Origin of the sequence: Streptococcus parauberis NCFD 2020, from assembly GCF_000187935.1 — a bacterium.
GTDB lineage: Bacteria > Bacillota > Bacilli > Lactobacillales > Streptococcaceae > Streptococcus > Streptococcus parauberis.
Genome location: NZ_AEUT02000001.1, coordinates 2,012,638 through 2,031,254, shown reverse-complemented (window position 1 = coordinate 2,031,254; position 18,617 = coordinate 2,012,638). Strand labels below are relative to the sequence as shown.

Below are 18,617 nucleotides of genomic sequence, written 5' to 3'. Positions count from 1 at the left end.
TCCTTGGGAACTGTTTTTTTATACTGGTTTATCATAATTTTTGCGACGTATTTTAAAGTCCGAACTAATTACTTCGTCAACATCAACAATTGAGATAAAGGCATCTGGATCAAGATCAGCCAAGATTCGTTTGACTTCACGGACCTCATTAGGACTTAAAGTGATGTACATAACATTGTACTCATTACCAGAATAAGCTCCCTCACCTCTCAAGTAGGTAACCCCACGATTGATTTCAGTTAAAATCTGTGCAGCTGCAGCTTTTGAATGCTTAGTAATGATAATCATACCACGAATTGTGTAACCACCATTTTGAACAACTGTAATGACTTGACTAAAAACAAAGGAAGCTACTAAGGTGTAAAGCATATGTTTGAGGTCAATATAGGATAAAGAGGCAATTAGAACTAATGCATCTATAAAAAGCAACGTTTGTCCTAACTTAATGCCCAATTTTTCTTCAGCAATTCGACCAATGATATCTGTTCCACCAGTAGTTGCACCATATCGAAAAACAATTCCACTACCAAGACCGGCGCATAACCCCCCAACAACTGCCACTAACATCATATCGTGTTCCAGTCCCATGGCAATAGGAACCTTCTGCCAAAGCCAGATAAAAATTGACATTGTTACAGTGCCATAGATTGTAAGGAATAGCGACCGCTTACCAAAAATTTTCGCTCCCAAGATAAATAAAGGAATGTTTAGAATCAGAGAAGAATAGGCTGGGTTAATCCCTATCATTGCATGGAGTATTAAAGTAATTCCAGCTACACCACCTTCTGCCAATTTGTTTGCCATATTAAAATTTACAAAACCAAAAGCATATATTGCTACCCCAAGAGTAATGAGGACTAATTCTTTTAGCCTATTTAAACGTTCTATATTGTTCATCATTTCACCTCATTCTTTCACAAAAAACTAGCCGCTTCATGTAGAAGCAAACTAGCTATTTTTTCTTTTTCCGATTTTTCGGTTTATTAATAAAGAAATCAGGACTATTAATTTCATCCATATCAAATATTGAGATAAAGGCTCTCGGATCAATTTCATTAGCCATTGCTTTCAACTCGCGAACATCCGTTCGACTTAGAGCGGCATAAATGACTTTCTTTTCTCTTGCTGAGTAGGCTCCTTCACCATTCAAATAGGTTACTCCTCGCCCTAATTCCTCCATGATAAATGTTGCAATATCAGAATAATTTTCTGAAACAATAATTGTTCCTCGAACAGAATAACCACCATTTTGCACCAAGTGAGCAATTCGACCATACATAAAACTTGCTATTAAAGCATACATCATATCAGGCAGTGAAATATAAGTTAGGGAAACAATCATTACAAAAACATCAATCCCTAATAGTGCTTGGTTTAATTGTAAACCAAATCTATTTTCAATCATTTTTGCAATAATATCAGCTCCACCAATTGTTCCACCAGTTCGAAAAACGATGCCCCCGCCAACACCACCAATGATACCAGCCATTAACGACACTACCAGACTATCATGGTCTAAATCGATGATAAATGGAATTTGTTGGAAAACCCAAACAAATAAATACATGGCAACAATTCCTGTGACAGTGTAAACTGTTGATCGCTTACCAAAATATTTTACTCCAAGAAAAACTAAGGGCAGATTAATCAAATAACCTGTGATTGTTGGATTAATATTAAAGAGTGCTTTGGCAACTAATGTTAAACCTGCTAAGCCATTTGCGGCAATCCTGTTTGCCATATAGAAATAAACAAACGCAAAAGCATATATACCTGCTCCTAAAATAATGAAGAAGAAGTTTTTAATTTGTAGTTTATTATCTATGGGCATAATCCCTCCTGATTTTTCTAATCATCCTCAACGAATCGACCAATGATTCGAACATTTTCTGCAACTGATATAAAAGCTTTCGAATCGGCCTTGGCCATAATCCATTTAAAATCATTGTATTCTTCCTGGGTTAAAATGGTAATCAGGACAGACTTATGTACATGTTTATAGGTTCCTTCCGCATCATTAATACAGGTTACCCCACGATGCAGTTTTTTATGGATTGCTGCAATAACACGATCTGGATGCTCCGTTACAATCATGGCTTGCATTTTCTTCTGTTTCGTATACAGAGCATCTGTCACACGACTAGATACAAAAATAGAAACCATTGAGTAAAGAGCATATTGCCAACCAAACAGAAGTCCAGCAATCGTCAAAATAACCCCGTTAATAATTAATGCAATAACTCCAACATCTTTACCAGTGGATTTTCTTAAGGTTAAACTAATTATGTCAGTCCCACCACTAGAAATTCTTGAGCGTAATGAGTAGCCTATGCCGAGACCCATAAACAGACCACCAAAGATAGCATTAATCAAGGGGTCAGTCGTTAAGGTAATCTGAGGCATCAATTGGATAAAGAGAGAGCTCATTGAAACCGTTATGAAGGTAAAGACTGTAAATTTATGCCCAATTTTATACCAAGCTAATAACATCAAAGGCATATTAATAAGGTAGTAGGCCACTGATATAGGGAAAACAAAGCCAAAAAAGCGATCTGATAGGGCAGATATAATCTGTGCTAAACCAGTTGCTCCACTGGCATATACATGCCCTGGCTGATAAAAAATATTAACAGCTATACTTGATAATATCCCATATAAGAGTGAAGCAGATATTTTCTCTCCATACTTGTCTCTGGAAATACTTCTCAACGTGTTTAGTAAACCGACACGTTTGGCACCTCTACCGATGACATACTTCACTCGTTTTTTATAGGGACTTTTCTTATAATCAGGTTTTTTATAAGCAGGTTTTTTAATCATGATCTTGTATTTGTAGACTCAATTCCTCTAATTGTTTTACTGAAACTGTACTTGGAGCTTGTGTCATTGGATCTGACGCTTTATTATTTTTAGGAAAGGCAATAACTTCACGAATATTATCTTTACCTGCTAGCAACATGACAAAACGGTCGAGTCCAATTGCTAATCCACCATGTGGCGGGAAACCATAATCCATTGCTTCTAACAGGAAGCCAAATTGTTCTTTGGCGTCTTCTTCTGTAAAGCCTAAGGCTTTGAACATATTAGCTTGCATATCTTTTTGATTAATCCGAAGGCTACCGCCTCCTAATTCATAACCATTAAGAACGATATCGTAAGCAACGGCACGAACTTTGGCAAGGTCGCCATTTAAGTATTCTATTGTCTCTTCAGTAGGTAAGGTGAATGGGTGATGTGCTGACATATATCGATTTTCTTCTTCAGACCATTCAAACATTGGCCAATCAATAACCCATAGGAAATTGAACTTATCAGCGTCAACTAAGTTTTGCTCCTTAGCAATGCGTGTTCTTAAGGCGCCTAAAGTATTGTTAGCAACTTCTAAACTATCTGCTACAAAGAGAATTAAATCTCCCTCACCAGCATCTAAGTGACTTGTTAATTGATCAGCAATTGGCACTAAAAATTTAGAAACGGGACCAGTTAATTGCCCATCAACAACTTTGGCCCATGCTAAACCTTTGGCACCAAATTGTTTAGCATACTCTGTCATTTTATCAATGTCTTTACGTGAGTAGCTATCTGCTTTACCTTTGACAACAATACCTTTTACTGTTTCTGCTTGAGAGAAGACTTTAAAGTCAACTTCCTTAACAACTTCAGTAAGATCTTGTAATAGCATCTCGAAGCGCGTATCTGGCTTATCAGATCCATATCGGTTCATTGCTGTATCATAAGCCATACGTGGGAAAGGAAGTGTCACTTCAATTCCTTTCGTTTCTTTCATAACTTTAGCAATCATGCCTTCAACAATCTCTTGAATCTCATATTCATCAAGGAATGATGTTTCTAAGTCAACTTGGGTAAATTCTGGTTGACGGTCACCACGAAGGTCTTCGTCACGGAAACATTTAACAATTTGATAATAGCGGTCAAAACCTGAATTCATCAACAATTGTTTTGTGATCTGTGGACTTTGTGGTAAGGCATAAAAATGTCCTTGACTGACACGACTTGGTACCAAATAGTCACGCGCGCCCTCAGGTGTTGATTTAGTTAACATTGGTGTTTCCACATCAATGAATTCTAAGTCATCAAGATAATTACGAATTGAATGTGTTACTTTAGCACGTAATTTAAAGTTTTCTAACATCTCTGGACGACGCAAATCAAGGTAACGGTAACGTAACCGTGTTTCATCACTAACTTCTACTTGATCTTTAATTTCAAATGGCGTCGTTTTAGAAGTATTCAAAATTGTTAAGCTTGTTACTTTAAGTTCAACTTGACCAGTTGCTAAGTTGTCATTGGATTGTTGACGAGCCTCAACTTGACCAGTTACCTCAATCACATATTCACTACGTAAGCCTTCAGCCATTGCCATGAGCTCACTTGATACTTCTTCTGGATTAATAACAAGCTGCATGATCCCTTCACGATCTCGTAAGTCGATAAAAATAAGACCACCTAAGTCTCGACGACGACTTACCCACCCTTTTAGGGTGATTTCTTGTCCGATATGTTCAGATCGGACACGTCCTGCATACATGCTTCGTTTCATTCTATTACTCCAATACTTTTTTAGTCCCTACCATTATAACAAAAAGGCCATAAAAACCCCACCTTTTGTGAGGACTTTCTGAAAATCGCTGAGAAATTTTGGGTCAAAATTTCAAAGATAGGAAAAGACGTGAAAGTTTCCACGTCCTATTCTTTTAGTTTAATTTTGCTAGCACAGCTGCAAAGTCATTTGTTAGTTCTTCAAAAGTCACTTCTAACTCTTGGCGCGTTTGATTGTTTTTGATGGTTACCTTACCTGCTTCAACTTCACTTTCACCTAAAGTGATAATGGCTTTAGCTTTAAAGACATCCGCAGACTTAAATTGCGCTTTAATCTTACGACCAAGATAATCACGTTCTGCTTTGAATCCTTGACGGCGGATGGCTTGAACAAGCTCTAAAGCTTTGCTATTTGCTCCATCCCCAAGAACGGCCATATATAAATCAAGATTTTCTTCAATTGGAAGCTCAATCCCTAATTTTTCGATAATCATCAAGAGACGCTCTAAACCTAGACCAAAGCCAAATGCAGCAGTTTCTGGCCCATCAAAGTAAGTGACTAAGCCGTCATAGCGACCCCCACCACAAACGGTTAATTCAGAATCTTCAATTTCGGTAATGACTTCAAAAATCGTGTGATTATAGTAGTCCAAACCACGAACCATGTTGGTGTCAATTGTGTAGGAAATTCCTAACATATCTAACATGTCGCGTACCCCATCAAAGTGAGCTTGACTTTCTTCATCCAAGAATTCCAAGATTGATGGTGCATTTTTTACAGCCTCGATATCTTCTTTTTCTTTAGAGTCTAAGACACGTAATGGATTTTCTTCTAAACGACGTTGGCTATCTTTTGATAACTTATCTTTTTGTGGCGTTAAGAAGTCGATTAGGGCTTGGCGATAAGCTGCGCGACTTGATGGATTTCCAAGACTATTGATTGACAGTTTCAAATTCCCAATTCCAAGTGCATTAAATAAATCATAAGCCATAGCAATTGTTTCAACATCTATAGCGGGATTGGCTGAACCAAAGCACTCTACCCCAATCTGATGGAATTGACGAAGGCGACCTGCTTGTGGACGTTCATAACGAAACATTGGCTCGATATAGTACATTTTTAGTGGTTTTTGCACTTCTGGAGCAAAGAGTTTATTTTCCACATATGAACGCACAACAGGAGCTGTTCCTTCTGGACGTAACGTAATGTGACGGCCACCTTTGTCATTAAAGTCATACATTTCTTTGGAAACAATATCTGTTGTATCACCGACTGAGCGGCTGATTACTTCATAGTGTTCAAACATTGGTGTTCTAATTTCACCATAATTGTACTTTTTAAATGTTTCACGTGCAACATGTTCAACATACTGCCATTTGGCAGCTTCAGCAGGAAGAATGTCCTGAGTTCCCTTTGGTTTTTGTAATTTCATTTGATAAGATACTTGGAGTCCTTTGGTTTTCATCAGTTATTGGTTAATAAATTTTTGATATAAAATAGCTAGGACTCTATCCTTTCTTTAACATTTAATCATAACTATTTTACCACAAAAAAGATTGACTAGCATTTATCACAGCTAGTAAATTACGCTTTCATCAACTGAATTCTTGCTTTTTGTTTTATGTAGAAAATAACTTTTGAAAAAAGTGTCAAGTAACTTTACTTTACAAAAAAGATATGATATCATGTTAAAGTTGATGAAAATCACGTAAACTAAAAATGAATCAGGGTTGCTAGTAACTCAAAATTCTCATGAACCTTTTTGATTCAGAGCATTTAAATCGCTACTACAATAAACCCTACATAATTTAATCGGAGGATAGAAAAAATGGCAGTTCCTGCACGTCACACGTCTAAAGCTAAAAAGAACAAACGTCGTACACACTACAAATTGACAGCTCCATCTGTACAATTCGACGAAACTACTGGAGATTACTCACGTTCTCACCGTGTATCACTTAAAGGATACTACAAAGGACGTAAAATCGCTAAAGCTAACGAAGCTAAATAATAGAAGGGAGATACCATGCGCGTAAATATTACACTTGAACACAAAGAATCTGGTGAACGCTTGTACCTTACTTCAAAAAACAAACGTAACACTCCAGACCGTCTTCAATTGAAAAAATATTCACCAAAATTACGTAAACACGTAACTTTCACTGAAGTTAAATAATTGAAACAGCTAAAGTCCTTGAAAGATTTCTTTCAAGGACTTTTTTCTATCTCTTATGCTACAATTAAAGCAATATAAACAAGGAGGATAAGCCTATGTCTCAATTACAATCACATCAATCGGACTCAGAAATTAGTAGCATTATCAAGAAAGAGGATTATTATTGGAAAAATTCACAATTGAAACAGAGCGTCTAGTTATTCGCCCACTTTCCGAAGGAGATTATCAGGCCTGGTTTCAGGGTTTTGATAACCGTCACGAATCGCAACATGCTTTTGATGACGGCCGTCTGGACATGACCATCTGTGATTCCCAGTGGTTTCAGAAGTTAGTAGCTCGTCATCAGGAACTTTGGGATAAGGATGACACCTATATCTTTGCTGTTTTTGATAAGACTGGCCAGCACCTTGGCATGCTCAATATCGCCACCTTAGCCCGCACCAACATGCAGTGGGGCGAACTGGGCTATTTCATTCATAACCAGCACTGGCGTAAAGGCGTTGCCTACGAGGCGCTATCAGCTTTAGTAGAGGCCAGCTGGAAGGAGCTGGGCTTCCATCACTTAGAAGCTCAAATTTCCCCGGAGAATAACGCGTCACAGCAATTGGCTGAGAAATTAGGTTTTGTCTATGAATGTCGCCGTCCCAAGTTTGCCTTTGAAGCAGGTCAGTGGGTTGACAAGGATATTTACAGTAAGAATTTACATGAGCAGCCCTTAAATTAATTACTTAGAAGTCTATTGGGCTTCTTTTTTTACAGTCATGCTATAATAGTCAGAGATATTAATGATATAAAAGGAAGTTACTCATGCAAAAACACTGTCAAGAATGTGGTACAAAACTCATTGCCAAAGAATTGGTAAACGAAGGTCAAATTCCATTTTGTGAGACCTGTGACCAATTTCGTTTCCCAAGTTTCAATACTGCTGTCAGCTTAATTGTTGTTAACCAAAGCAACAACAAGATTCTCCTCATCCAACAATATGGACGGCCCCGTAAAATCTTAGTAGCCGGTTACGTTGGTAAAGGTGAAAACCTTGAAGATACGGCCTTACGTGAATTAAAGGAAGAAACTGGCTTGACAGGTTTGTCAATTTCCTTTAACAAGAGTCAATTCTTTGAGCCATCCAATACACTCATGTGTAACTTTACTGTGTTTGTCAAAGACGATAGCGACTTTCAAGTAAATCACGAGATTGATGCCTATGATTGGTACAGTGCTGAAGAAGCCCGACAACATATTTTTCCCAATAGCTTAGCCGCTGCTTTCTTAAATCATTATTTAGATCAAAAGAAGATCTAAAAAGGTGCCACGAAGGCACCTTATTTTATTTAGAAAAGACTATTTATTATAAAAACTGAAAGCCCCATAATCAGACAAAAGAGAAGGGTGTAAGCAACTACTATCAATGGTTTCTGATATGGGTATTTGGCTTTTTCTGCGATACTTTCAACCTTATCTAGGGTTTGACCTTTCGAAACGGCTAGGATTTCTTTGTAAGTTTGGACACTATTTTCTTTTTTGAATTTTTCAATGCGTAAGGCAAAGAACATGAGGACAAGCCATTCCACTATCAGCATTATAAATCCTGATTTCCCCAAAAAATGAATCAACGGATAAGCCGTAATAGCCATCAAAAGAGAACCGATAGTCATGCCCCAAGCATCCCGGTTAAACGTTTTTAAGTCATCACTTTGAACAATTTTTTTCATTTCGTCAATATCTCCTTCTACTAATTGATCTAAACTTAGCTGGAAGAGGTTCGCCAAAGCAATCAAACTGTGAATGTCCGGATAGGATTTGTCATTTTCCCAATTTGAAATGGTTTGACGTGAAACATAGATTTTTTCCGCTAAGTCTTCTTGAGAGAGCCCAGCCTTTTTACGACAAGAGCTCAGTTTCTTTCCAAGTTCCATTTTTTCTCCTTTCAGCTTAAGTTTATCTTAGTGGAGGTTTCTTAACTATCAAATATCTTTGACATTGGCTTGATTCAGACCTCATTTCTTGTCTAATTGCTTTTACTTTACACCATTGTCAACCAATTGACAAGCTTAGTCCAAAATGTATTTAATGAAAACAATATGTTACAATAAATAGACTATCATCTAGGAGGAAATAATGGTTTCGTTTTTAGGTCGTCTTCTTAAAGGTATGATTATTGCCTTAGGTTTTATATTACCCGGTGTTTCTGGTGGTGTTCTGGCAGCTGTTTTAGGTATTTATGAACGCTTAATTCGCTTTATTGCCCATATCCGTGATAATTTTTGGGAGAATCTTATATTCTTTTTCCCCGTTGGTATCGGCGGTATCTTGGGAATTGCCCTCTTTTCATTTCCAGTAGAGTACTTGCTTAGCCATTACCAAGTTCCCGTCCTATGGGGCTTTGCGGGGGCTATTATTGGAACCCTACCAAGTTTATTTGAAGAATCTACACAAAAATCAAAGAGAGACAGCATTGATATCGTCTATTTAGTGGCAACTTTTGTCATTTCTGGACTATTTCTCTATTTTCTTAACGATTTAACTGGAACTATTCCAGCCAACTTTATGACCTTTATCTTAGCAGGAGCTTTGATTGCACTTGGTGTTCTTGTTCCTGGTTTAAGCCCTTCTAATCTTTTATTGATTATGGGGATCTATACTCCCATGCTCAAAGGCTTTAAAGGGCTTGATTTAACTGGAACCTTCTTACCTATCGCCATTGGTGGGCTATTAGCTATGGCTGCCTTCTCAAAAGTCATGGATTACGCCCTTGACCACTACCACTCCCGGGTTTATCACGTGATTATCGGGATTATCTTATCCAGCACCTTATTGATTCTGATTCCCGTTCCTAATAGTCCTGAGGCTATTGACTATAGCGGAGCAGGATTGGCCACTTGGGGAATGGCTTTGCTGTTATTTGGCCTAGGCATCTGGCTAGGACTTTGGATGAGTCAATTAGAGAATAAATACAAATAAAAAGTTGGAAAATTTTCCAACTTTTTATTGTTTAGTCGAAGATGCTTGGGCCGTACAGATCAAAAAGATGGTAAGCCAGTAGCAAATTAAATTGTGTATGTTCCTGATTAATATCAAATCCAAGGATATCTTTAATTTTTTCCAAACGATATAAAAAGGTCGAGCGATGGATATAGAGTTGATCTGAACTAGCTTTAATCTGACATTGATTCTCCAAATAGACACGTAGGGTCTGGAATAAATCTAAGGATTGTTCTTTTGAAAATAACCAGATGCCACCCAATTGCGCTTTAACAAAGAGTTTGGAGTCATCACTATGAGTTAAGGTATTAAGTAGTGAATAAGAACCCAGCTCACTAAAGGAAGCCACCTGTTTGCCATAAGCAGTATTCTGCATAACATTTAAAACATGTTGAGCTTTCTTATAGCTGTCTCGATAATCCACAATTTGTTTAACACTGCTACCAACGGCCAACCATAGGTTAACTTGCTCAGATTGATGAGCTTGCAGATAATCATAAAGCTTTTCCCAGTATCCATTATCTGATAAGCTTTCTTGAGATTTGAAGAGCAATAGTTTCCCTTTAAAAATAGCTGAGATCAAATGCTTATCGTAATTATTCAGATGGTAAACCATTTCATTAAAGAGTTTATTACGTTGTATCCGTTGATTAATGAGATCTTGGTGATCAACTTCTTGACTGTGAACATCAACTACTGCCACTGTATGGTATTGATTGATATCAAAATTGAAGTAAGAAGCATAATCAATAATTTGGTCCATTTCATCACGCGCTTTACTTGATAAGAGAGCGCCGACAAATGAGTTTTTCAATTGGTTGAGGGCATCGCGTTCAATCTTATACTTCATAAAGAAAGTAGCGTAGATACTAATAGCCATGGAAATAGCTAGGCTGAAGTTTTCTTGGTTGCTTGGTCGGTTCTTTTGACTATAAACCAAATAACCTAGGGCTTCTCTATCCCCTTCAATTTTATTAAAGACTAGTTTTTCTTCAGCCACCTGTAAGGTAAATCTCGAAGGCTTATTCTGATAGGAACTTTTTTCCTTTTGAATTTCTGCCACCACTAAATCTAATGGCAATTGGCTATCTTTGAGCTGATTATAAGCTGTCAGATTAAAAAATGGGTCAAAAACCAGTACATCGTTCATGATAAATTCTGACAGTACCTGGTTCATCTCATCAATATCAACTTGGTCTATCGATTTTTTGATTAAATTAGTTTGCAGCGCTAGCAATTCTTCCAAGGCCTGACGACGTTCAAACTCACTCCGACGCAAGGACAAGTTTTCGTACATGGCGCTAAAATAATTAGTATAAGTCTGAAGTAACTCAAAATCTTTGGCTGAAAAGATGTTGTCTCCTGATTTTTGGCAGAAAAGGGCTCCTACTAATTGACCATTTAAGCTAATAGGCATTGTGATTTGTTGGAAGCCAATCTGTTCAACGTGAGGGAAGTAATCACGAAGGGCATTGCCACGACTGAGTCGGATATAATGGTCTTTTGGAACGTAGCCAAAGGTTGGTTTTTGTAAGAGCATGGCTTCTCGACTTTCATCCAACAAATATATCCCCGTATAATGGGTCTTTGCTTCACGTCCAGACAAATTGATAATCTGAGCCAAGAGGTCCTCAATGGAATCTTGCATCATCAATTGATGGGCTGAATGGGTAATCAGACGGAGATTCTTCTGACTATTTTCATTTTTTTGAATCATATCCATAGCAATGGCTACGTATTCACCCAACTCTTTAAAAACAGTCCGCATCTCATCAATGAAAGGTCTCTCATCAAAATAACCGACAATAATTAACCCTTGGTTGGATTGATTCTCAGTAATAGGAATCGTGAACCAAGAAGCAATCTGATGCTCTTCAAAATACTTGATTAGAACAGAATCTTCTCGTAGGAGATGGTCATCTGACTTGATGCTTTGCTGATAAAGAATTGGATCTACTTGATCAGTAGGATAAGGGAATAATTCCCGAATAGACTCCACCCCGCTTAGGTAATGAAGTCGCAAATAATCTTTGACATTAATGCCAATGCAAACAAAATCAGCTGAGAGAAGCTCCCTAAAACTTTGGCCAACAATTGTTAAAATTTCGTCCCGAGAATTCCGATTTAATAATTGACGTGAAGTCTTTTTCAAGTGAGTTTCAATATTCTCAATAAATTTTTCACGGCTTTTATTATTTATTACTTTTGTCATTTATAAAGCCATCCTTTTTCATCTTTCCCCTCTATTGTAAACAATGAAAGCCGTTTCAACAACTATTTTGCATGAAAAAACAGTTCCTTTTCTTGAAAAGAAGCTGTTTTTTACTATTTCATTTAAGCTTTTTTTGAATCAATAATGTCAGCTAGTTTACCCCAGTTTTCACTGAAGAGACCAGAATCCATTACTCTTAAATCTTCAGCAATTGATGGTGTAAATTCCATTTGATCAAGGATATCTTTTTGTAAATCAACACCAGGTGCAATTTCAATCAAGCGAACTTGACCTTCATGTAAATCAAAGACCGCACGTTCAGTAACATAGAGGACTTCTTGACCGGATTCTGTCGCATATTCCCCAGAGAAACTTACCTGTTCAACATTCTTGATGAATTTAGGTCCACGGCCTTGCTCATCAATGATTAATTTACCATCCTCACAGTGTACTTTACCACCAACTGTAAAGGTTCCGATAAAGACAATCCGTTTAGTATTTTGTGAGATATTAATGAATCCACCAGGTCCAGGTACTTTTGGACCAAATTTAGTAACATTGTTGTTACCATATTGGTCAATTTCACCAATACCAAGAACTGTTAGATCTAGACCATTTCCATCATAAAAGTCAAACTGATTAGTCATTGGGATAGACGCTTCATGGTTCAATGCCGAACCAAAGTCTAAACCAACTGCTGGAATTCCTCCCCAAAGTCCCATTTCAAGTGTCGCATGGTAGCGATCGCTTACACCTTCTTCTGCAGCAACTTGGGCTACCATATCTGGTGAACCAAAACCTAGATTAATGGTATCACCAGGGCGTAATTCCATAGCCGCACGACGGGCTGTGATTTTACGTGTTGTTAATGGTGCAGGAACAACTTTATCATGGTTTACTGGCACCCTAATGTCACCACAAAGGACTGGATCGTAGATAGTTCCCATGGTTTGTTTATGGTATTCATCCTCACCAATAACCACATAGTCAACTAAACCAAATGGAATTTGAACATCTTTTGGATGAATTTGCCCATTTTGAACAACTTTTTTGACCTGGCAGACAACAATCCCACCAGAATTTTTAGTCGCCATAGCTAATTCCAATTGTTCTAGCTTACATGTTTCATCTTTTAGTGAGATGTTTCCATTTTCATCAGAGTAGGTTCCACGAATAAAGGCAACATCGATCTTCAAGTTTGGATAATGTAGCCATTCTTCACCATTAAATTCAACTAATTTAATCAACTCTTCTTTAGTGATTGATGTTGATTTAGATCCTTCTAAGCGTGGGTCAACAAAGGTTTTTAGACCAACTTTAGAGAGGTAGGGTTTGCGTCCAGCAATTGAACGATACAATTGAGTGATAACCCCTTGTGGCCACAAATAAACTTCGTACTCGTTGTTAACAATTTTCTCAACCATACCTGGTGATGAACCAACGTGACCTGCAATAATCCGTTTAACCATACCTGGTGCGGTCATATGATCGGCACCACGTCCGTATTGGTTATTACCAATACCACAAGACCACATAAAAGTAATATCTTTTGGATGTTGTTCTTCTGCATAACGCTCTTCAACACCGATAAGTAATTGCTCTGGCAAACCACCTAGACCAAAGGTCAGGGTTGCAAGTAAATCACCGTCTTTAACGAGATTGGCTGCTTCTCTGTAGCTAATCAATTTTTCCATAGTTATCCCTCTTCAGATCTTTTCTTTTACATAATAATTTGTTGTACTTTTTCACGACTTGCATGTCTTTCTTCTTCTTCTTTAGCCATTGCAAGTAAAGCTTTTTTATCTATTTTTCCAACTGGTGATTTTGGAAACTCTGCTAAGATATAATAGCGTTTTGGTGTTTTGTAGCCAGCTAAGTGTTCTCTAGCAAATTCTTTTAATTCTTCAAGGATATCACCGCTATCTTCTTTTAGAATAATAGCTGCTACAACACTCTCTCCCCATTGTTCAGCAGGAATTCCAAAGACTGCTGAATCCATGACTTGAGGAAATTGATTTAAGACTGTTTCAACTTCACTTGGGTAGACATTTTCACCACCCGTAATAATCATTTCTTTACTACGACCAACGATAAAATAGTCACCATCAGCATCTATTCTTGCTAAATCTCCTGTATAGACGTAACCATCTTTAAGTGTTTTAGCAGTTTCTTCAGGTTTATTCCAATAGCCTGAAAAACGGGCCTCGTTACTAATAATCAATTCACCAATTTCTCCATCAGCTACATCTTGTCCATTCTCATCTACTAAACGAACTGTGTTGAAAAGAATTGGTTTACCAACTGAAGTTGGTTTACTTTTTTGTAAAGCTGGGTGAATTGAGAAATTATTTGGACCAATTTCTGTCAATCCATAGGAATTAACCAGTGGTAAATCAAGGTCTGCAAATAAGCGATAAACTTTTTCAGACAGTGGTGCACCACCTGAAATGACCATTTCAAGAGATTTGAAATTTTCTTTGACAAATAAATCGGAGTCAGCCAACATGTAACACATTGTCGGTACAAAGAAGGCTTTTGTTGGTTTAAAATCTCTAATAATTTCAATGGTTTCATCTGTGTAGAAAAAGCGTTGAATAATAATTTGTCCACCAGCAACTAGGATTGGGATTGTGAAACAAAACAGTCCTGCTGTGTGAAACATCGGTGTCGTTGTCATCCCACGATCTTTGTCAGACAAATGCCAGCTAGGAATACTGGTCAAAGCATTAGTGATGATTGCCTTATGACTAATCATTGCACCTTTGGGTTGGCCAGTTGTTCCACTGGTATAAATTAATACGGCAATGTCTTCAGCTGGGAAGACTTTTTCTCTAATCTCATGTTTGACTTCTGGATTAACCAAAGCATTGTACGCTTCAGAATCAATATCTAAATCAAGCAAGTGCTCATCAACAAGGGTTAATCTTGTTTTATGGATTCTTGAGTAGAGAATTATTTTAGGAGCAGAGTCCTTAACAATTTGCTCTACTTCGGTATCTCTTAGGCGCCAATTCAAAGGAATAAAGATCGCACCTATTTTGGTACAAGCAAAGAGCAGATCAAAGTGGGCAATATCATTTGATGAAAAAAGAGCTACACGATCACCAGGTTCAATACCTTGTGATTGTAAATAGTATGCTAGGTTAATAGCACGCTGATTCATTTGCTGAAAAGTCCAACGATGACCCTTTTCAGCTTCTATTATTGCAATTCTTGAGCCACTTAAACGAGCTCTTTCAGCTAACCAATCATTTTTCACTATTGGCTCCTTTATCTATTTAAGGGCTTGGCCCTAATTATCCTATTTTAATCCACTATAGTCTGGACGTTTACCTGCTAATGAAGCTTCTAAACCAATGAGTGCTTCTTCTTTTGCGAATGTTTCATTGAGTAATGAAAGCTCGTAGGCAATGCCTTCATCCAAAGTTAATTCAGCCTGTTGATCAATCATTTCTGGGATTAATTTAACAATGCCAGGACCTTTGTATGAAATTGTTTTCGCCATTTTAGCTGCAAATTCAGGACTAACTCCCTCAGAAGCTTGGCCATTCACCGTATTAGCAAAGTTTGCATCTGAGAAGGCAGCTTTAATTTCAGCATATTTTTCTGGTAATGGACGGTCACGGTATTTATCAGGACGTCCCGCAGTTACTACTTCTTCAATCGCTTCGTTAAGATTTCCTGCTTCAGCAAGTTTTGTAACAATTCCTAAATCTGCTGCATCTTTTGCTGTGATTCCACGGCCAGTAAGCACATAGTATTTAGTCAATTCTTTACCAATTTGATGGTTGGTACGGAGCATTCCACCTAATCCTGGGTAAATACCAAGTCCACTTTCTGGGAATCCCATAGAGCCTTTTTCAGTAGCGATGATTGCTTGACAAGCAAGTGCTAATTCAGAGCCACCACCTAATGATAAGCCATCAAGTAAAGCAATAGTATATTTTTTGCTTAATTCAATACGACGAAGTAATTTATGTCCACCTGATGTGAAAGCATAGTTTTTATCAAGTGAATTTGTCTTGATAGCATCAACGAAGAATTTCAAATCTGCTCCAGCAACAAAGGCTTTACCAGCTCCTGAGAAGACAATTGCACGAACAGCATCATCTGCTTCAGCTTTGTTAAAGGCTTCTTCAAGTTGTCCAACAACTGTTGGGTTAAGAGCATTCATGGCTTCTGGACGGTTGATACGGATGCGAGCAATACCATTAACGACTGAGTAGTCAACAAAGCTGAAGTCGAAGTCTTTATCAAGTTCTGCTTGTTTCTTCAAAAGGTTGCTAACTTCAAAACCTGGACGTTTTTCAGCAAGTTTTTCGACCATCTCATAGGCTTTTTTAACACCAATTTGGTTGGCTAATTGGAATGGACCAACTTTCCAACGAAGACCAACAACCGCACCACGGTTGACATCCTCAATTGATGCTACACCCTCTTCAACTAATTTACCAGCAACACTGATAACAGTAGCAAGTAAATGATCTTGAACAGCTTGGAATTTGCTTTCGTCAATAGGACCATCTTCTAAATCCCAAAGTTGGCGAGATTCTGTTTGTTCTTTCAAAAGTTGTGATGGGTAATATGAATCACTAACTTCACGACCAAGGGTATTTGCTGAGTGGTAAGCTACTGGGATACCTGTAGCATTCATCAAGGCAAATGGACCCATACCAATTTTGAAAGCTGCACGCGCCGCTGCATCGATTGTTGCTTTATTAGCAACTCCCTCTTCAAAAAGTTTAACAGCTTCAGTTAACCAAGGAACGAAGAAACGGTTTACCGCAAAACCAGGAGCATCTTTAACAGTAATAGCTGTTTTACCATGCATATCAGAGAATTTATTAGCAATTGCGACAGTTTCTGGACTTGTTCCTTCATGCGAAATGATTTCTAATAAACGGTTTTTAGCTGGGTGGAAGAAATAGTGCATTCCAATAAAACGGTCTGGACGGTTAGTGGCTTTAGCTAAGTTTTTAATATAGAAACTTGAAGTATTTGAACTTAAAATTGTTTTTTCATCACAAATTTGATCTAGTTTGCTTAAAACATCTGCTTTAACTTTTTCATCTTCAAATACTGCTTCGATAACAAAATCTACTGATTTAAGATCTTCATAATTTGTTGTTGGAATAAGGTTCCCTAAAGTCGCTTCAACAAAAGCTTCAGTGAAAACTTTACGCTCTTTCCCTTGGTCCAACATCGTTTTGATGATACCCATACCGCGATCAACAGCTTCTTGAGAAACATCAACTAAGTAACATTTAATACCCTCTTGAGCAATTTTTTGGGCGATTCCTGAGCCCATCGTTCCTGCGCCAATTACGGCAACTGTAAATTCTTGTGTCATAAAGCCTCTCCCTTGTCTAAATCTTATTTACCAGTGTAATAGCCATTTTCTAGAAGTAAAGCAATACCTTGTCCACCACCGATACATGCCGAAGCAATGGCATAGCGTTTATCTGGGTTATTCTTGAACTCATATAAGAGTGATGTAATAATCCGTGCACCTGACATCCCAAGAGGATGTCCTAGAGCAACTGCTCCACCATGTGGATTGAATTTGTTTTTGTAGAAGTCAGTATCCATATCAATACCAAGTTCAATCAAGCATCCAATTGTTTGACCAGCAAAGGCTTCGTTAATTTCAAGAACATCAATATCTTTAACTAAGTCAAGTCCTTGACGTTCTAACAAGTCATTGATAGCATAGACCGGACCAAGTCCCATTGTTTCAGGAGCACAACCAGAGATTTGATAATCTACAACACGCGCCATTACTTCAAGGCCTTTTTCTTTTGCAAGTGACTCAGTAGTGAAGATTTCAAATGCTCCACCATCATTTAAACCAGATGCATTACCTGCAGTTACAGATCCATCTTTCTCAAATGCAGGTCTTAGTTTAGCTAAGCTTTCTAAGGTTGTATCTGCACGTGGATGACCATCTTTTTCAACAATAGTAACTTTACCTTTACGTCCTGGAACTTCAACTGGTACAATCTCTTGAGCAAAGCGACCATTATTCATCGCTTGAGCTGCTTTCATTTGAGACTCATAAGCAAATTGATCTTGTTTTTCACGAGAAATATTGTATTTACGAACAACATTTTCTGCTGTATTTCCCATGTGTTCAATGCCAGAGTTACGACCTGATGCAGAACGGTGACCTTCTAAGTTAGCATCAATTAATTTAACATCACCTAAACGGAAAGCTTGGTAACGAGCACTGTCAGGTAATTGATAAGGTGCACGTGATAGTGATTCTGCACCACCAGCTGCGATGATTTTTTTATTAGAATGAAGTAATTCTAAAGTTGCTGAAACTGCTGACTGAATACCTGATCCACAAATACGGTTTACAGTCATCCCTGTTGATGTTTCTGGTAAACCACTATTAATACCAATAACATTTCCTAAGTTATTCGTTGTTTGTGATCCTGTAACATGACCGACAATAACTTCGTCAATATCGTTTACAGTCAAGTTAGCACGTTTTACAGCTTCTTTTAAAGCTACTTCCCCAAGAACTTCAACTGGTACAGTTTTTAAATCACCAAGAAATGCTCCAACAGGAGTTCTAGCTGCACCAACAATAACAATTTCTTCTTCTTTAGTATGTAACATTTTATTTCCTCTTCTAATCTTTCCTTATCATAAGATTGGTCGAACCCGAAGGCCCGACTCAA

Annotated in this window: 16 protein-coding genes; 5 read left to right on the top strand and 11 right to left on the bottom strand. The window is 37.8% G+C overall.

Features of this window, described 5'->3' with window-relative positions; translation table 11 throughout:
- Positions 1-18 precede the first annotated feature (18 nt).
- From SPB_RS10270 to hisS, 5 genes are all read right to left on the bottom strand, one after another.
- Positions 19-897 (bottom strand): YitT family protein, encoded by an 879-nt coding sequence (locus SPB_RS10270; RefSeq protein ID WP_003102528.1) that lies wholly within the window; start codon positions 895-897, stop codon positions 19-21.
- A 55-nt stretch (positions 898-952) separates the two neighbouring features.
- Complete coding sequence (locus SPB_RS10265) at positions 953-1,831, bottom strand: YitT family protein (RefSeq protein WP_003102526.1); 879 nt, start codon at positions 1,829-1,831, stop codon at positions 953-955.
- A 17-nt stretch (positions 1,832-1,848) separates the two neighbouring features.
- Positions 1,849-2,820 carry a YitT family protein gene (locus SPB_RS10260; protein ID WP_003105610.1) on the bottom strand — a complete coding sequence of 324 codons (972 nt, stop codon included), beginning with the start codon at positions 2,818-2,820 and terminating at the stop codon, positions 1,849-1,851.
- A complete protein-coding gene (aspS, locus tag SPB_RS10255; RefSeq protein ID WP_003105942.1) occupies positions 2,813-4,561 on the bottom strand; it encodes an aspartate--tRNA ligase in 1,749 nt (582 codons plus the stop codon). The genes SPB_RS10260 and aspS overlap by 8 nt, the downstream gene beginning before the upstream one ends.
- Positions 4,562-4,715: 154 nt before the next feature.
- Positions 4,716-5,993, bottom strand: a complete 1,278-nt coding sequence (gene hisS / locus SPB_RS10250) for a histidine--tRNA ligase (RefSeq protein ID WP_037620328.1) — start codon at positions 5,991-5,993, stop codon at positions 4,716-4,718.
- 396 nt (positions 5,994-6,389) lie between these two features.
- On the opposite strand from hisS, the gene rpmF reads away from it, so the two are divergent.
- The 4 genes from rpmF (at position 6,390) to SPB_RS10230 (ending at position 8,039) form a co-directional block, all read left to right on the top strand.
- On the top strand, positions 6,390-6,572 hold the full coding sequence (rpmF, locus tag SPB_RS10245; protein ID WP_000290414.1) for a 50S ribosomal protein L32: 183 nt from the start codon (positions 6,390-6,392) through the stop codon (positions 6,570-6,572).
- 15 nt (positions 6,573-6,587) lie between these two features.
- Positions 6,588-6,737 carry a 50S ribosomal protein L33 gene (gene rpmG / locus SPB_RS10240; protein ID WP_002982147.1) on the top strand — a complete coding sequence of 50 codons (150 nt, stop codon included), beginning with the start codon at positions 6,588-6,590 and terminating at the stop codon, positions 6,735-6,737.
- Between the two features lie 163 nt (positions 6,738-6,900).
- Positions 6,901-7,461, top strand: coding sequence for a GNAT family N-acetyltransferase (locus tag SPB_RS10235; RefSeq protein ID WP_003103928.1), 561 nt, complete (start codon positions 6,901-6,903; stop codon positions 7,459-7,461).
- Positions 7,462-7,544: 83 nt separating this feature from the next.
- The gene (locus SPB_RS10230) at positions 7,545-8,039 is read left to right on the top strand and encodes an NAD(+) diphosphatase (RefSeq protein ID WP_003103021.1); all 495 of its coding nucleotides are present in this window, start codon (positions 7,545-7,547) and stop codon (positions 8,037-8,039) included.
- Between the two features lie 29 nt (positions 8,040-8,068).
- Here the strand turns inward: SPB_RS10230 and SPB_RS10225 are convergent, their stop codons facing one another.
- Complete coding sequence (locus SPB_RS10225) at positions 8,069-8,653, bottom strand: helix-turn-helix domain-containing protein (RefSeq protein ID WP_003105558.1); 585 nt, start codon at positions 8,651-8,653, stop codon at positions 8,069-8,071.
- Between the two features lie 202 nt (positions 8,654-8,855).
- Between SPB_RS10225 and SPB_RS10220 the strand changes: the two genes are divergently transcribed.
- Entirely contained in the window at positions 8,856-9,698 is an 843-nt protein-coding gene (locus tag SPB_RS10220) for a DUF368 domain-containing protein (RefSeq protein WP_003104418.1), read from the top strand.
- A gap of 31 nt (positions 9,699-9,729) precedes the next feature.
- Here SPB_RS10220 and SPB_RS10215 read toward each other — a convergent pair whose 3' ends face one another.
- The 5 genes from SPB_RS10215 to SPB_RS10195 all read right to left on the bottom strand — a co-directional run bounded on the left by SPB_RS10215 (position 9,730) and on the right by SPB_RS10195 (position 18,555).
- The gene (locus SPB_RS10215; RefSeq protein ID WP_003104478.1) at positions 9,730-11,931 is read right to left on the bottom strand and encodes a helix-turn-helix domain-containing protein; all 2,202 of its coding nucleotides are present in this window, start codon (positions 11,929-11,931) and stop codon (positions 9,730-9,732) included.
- 122 nt (positions 11,932-12,053) lie between these two features.
- A complete protein-coding gene (locus tag SPB_RS10210; protein ID WP_003103740.1) occupies positions 12,054-13,625 on the bottom strand; it encodes an acyl CoA:acetate/3-ketoacid CoA transferase in 1,572 nt (523 codons plus the stop codon).
- A gap of 26 nt (positions 13,626-13,651) precedes the next feature.
- A complete protein-coding gene (gene fadD, locus SPB_RS10205) occupies positions 13,652-15,190 on the bottom strand; it encodes a long-chain-fatty-acid--CoA ligase FadD (RefSeq protein WP_003102814.1) in 1,539 nt (512 codons plus the stop codon).
- Positions 15,191-15,232: 42 nt separating this feature from the next.
- Positions 15,233-17,281 (bottom strand): 3-hydroxyacyl-CoA dehydrogenase/enoyl-CoA hydratase family protein, encoded by a 2,049-nt coding sequence (locus SPB_RS10200; protein ID WP_003105854.1) that lies wholly within the window; start codon positions 17,279-17,281, stop codon positions 15,233-15,235.
- A gap of 23 nt (positions 17,282-17,304) precedes the next feature.
- Complete coding sequence (locus SPB_RS10195; RefSeq protein ID WP_003105042.1) at positions 17,305-18,555, bottom strand: thiolase family protein; 1,251 nt, start codon at positions 18,553-18,555, stop codon at positions 17,305-17,307.
- Positions 18,556-18,617: the final 62 nt, after the last annotated feature.

Excerpts from the sequence above, each read along its gene's own strand:
- SPB_RS10270 (WP_003102528.1), bottom strand. The coding sequence starts at position 897 with ATGAACAATATAGAACGTTTAAATAGGCTAAAAGAATTAGTCCTCATT.
- SPB_RS10265 (WP_003102526.1), bottom strand. The coding sequence starts at position 1,831 with ATGCCCATAGATAATAAACTACAAATTAAAAACTTCTTCTTCATTATT.
- SPB_RS10260 (WP_003105610.1), bottom strand. The coding sequence starts at position 2,820 with ATGATTAAAAAACCTGCTTATAAAAAACCTGATTATAAGAAAAGTCCC.
- aspS (WP_003105942.1), bottom strand. The coding sequence starts at position 4,561 with ATGAAACGAAGCATGTATGCAGGACGTGTCCGATCTGAACATATCGGA.
- hisS (WP_037620328.1), bottom strand. The coding sequence starts at position 5,993 with ATGAAATTACAAAAACCAAAGGGAACTCAGGACATTCTTCCTGCTGAA.
- rpmF (WP_000290414.1), top strand. The coding sequence starts at position 6,390 with ATGGCAGTTCCTGCACGTCACACGTCTAAAGCTAAAAAGAACAAACGT.
- rpmG (WP_002982147.1), top strand. The coding sequence starts at position 6,588 with ATGCGCGTAAATATTACACTTGAACACAAAGAATCTGGTGAACGCTTG.
- SPB_RS10230 (WP_003103021.1), top strand. The coding sequence starts at position 7,545 with ATGCAAAAACACTGTCAAGAATGTGGTACAAAACTCATTGCCAAAGAA.
- SPB_RS10225 (WP_003105558.1), bottom strand. The coding sequence starts at position 8,653 with ATGGAACTTGGAAAGAAACTGAGCTCTTGTCGTAAAAAGGCTGGGCTC.
- SPB_RS10220 (WP_003104418.1), top strand. The coding sequence starts at position 8,856 with ATGGTTTCGTTTTTAGGTCGTCTTCTTAAAGGTATGATTATTGCCTTA.
- SPB_RS10215 (WP_003104478.1), bottom strand. The coding sequence starts at position 11,931 with ATGACAAAAGTAATAAATAATAAAAGCCGTGAAAAATTTATTGAGAAT.
- SPB_RS10210 (WP_003103740.1), bottom strand. The coding sequence starts at position 13,625 with ATGGAAAAATTGATTAGCTACAGAGAAGCAGCCAATCTCGTTAAAGAC.
- SPB_RS10200 (WP_003105854.1), bottom strand. The coding sequence starts at position 17,281 with ATGACACAAGAATTTACAGTTGCCGTAATTGGCGCAGGAACGATGGGC.
- SPB_RS10195 (WP_003105042.1), bottom strand. The coding sequence starts at position 18,555 with ATGTTACATACTAAAGAAGAAGAAATTGTTATTGTTGGTGCAGCTAGA.